This is a genomic window from Duganella guangzhouensis, assembly GCF_009674535.1.
GTDB classification, from domain to species: domain Bacteria; phylum Pseudomonadota; class Gammaproteobacteria; order Burkholderiales; family Burkholderiaceae_D; genus Rugamonas; species Rugamonas guangzhouensis.
Map to the genome: position 1 here is coordinate 1 of NZ_WKJK01000066.1, position 628 is coordinate 628.

Here is a 628-nt window from a genome sequence, read left to right on the forward strand (position 1 = left end):
GCGGCGACGACGCAGGCAGCAGGCGCCGGTGGCGCGGCGAGTGGTGCGGCCGCTGCTGTCGCTGCTGCGGCCGGACCGGCGGCGCGTGAGCGTAGCAAGCCGGCGCCGTTGCCGTCGATGCATGAGGCGCAGGCTGGTGTGCCGGGCGAGGTGAAGGCGGCGGCGCAGGCGCGCCGGATCGCTGGGGTGATGGTGTCGGCGGATGGTAAGCCGATCAAACCGTCTGCCAGGGAGGAATCGACGGAGGTGCCGGTGTCGGTGTCGCAGGCGTTGTTGCCGTTGGCGCCGCTGCCTTTGCCCAAGGGCGTGAAGCGGTCGGCGCCGGCGGCGTCCTGCCCGCCGGGCGGCATGAGCGCCAAGGAATGCGTGGCGCTGGATGGCCATAATGCTGAGATTTCCAGCAAGTTGACTGAGCTCGAGGGCAAGCTGAAGGCGCTGCAGGGCGCGGTGGGCGGTGCGACGCCGGCCGGTGCGGCTGCGGCCGCCCCTGCGGCGCACGGCAAACCGGCGGCTGCTCAGGGCGGTTCGTCGTCTGGCCAGACGGCGGCTCAGGGCGGCGCGAGCCCGGCGGCGGCAAATGGTGCGGGCTCGACGGCGCGACCGGCCACTGGTGCTGCAGCCGACGGCG

The 628-nt window shown here is 73.6% G+C and carries 1 protein-coding gene and 1 pseudogene; one reads left to right on the top strand and one right to left on the bottom strand.

Going from position 1 to position 628, the window contains the following annotated elements; genetic code table 11:
• A partial coding sequence (locus GJ699_RS33930; RefSeq protein WP_229262431.1) for a hypothetical protein occupies positions 1 to 350 on the bottom strand: 350 nt, incomplete at its 3' end.
• A 55-nt stretch (positions 351 to 405) separates the two neighbouring features.
• On the opposite strand from GJ699_RS33930, the pseudogene GJ699_RS33935 reads away from it, so the two are divergent.
• A pseudogene (locus GJ699_RS33935) lies at positions 406 to 628 on the top strand (dihydrolipoamide acetyltransferase); the annotation flags it as partial.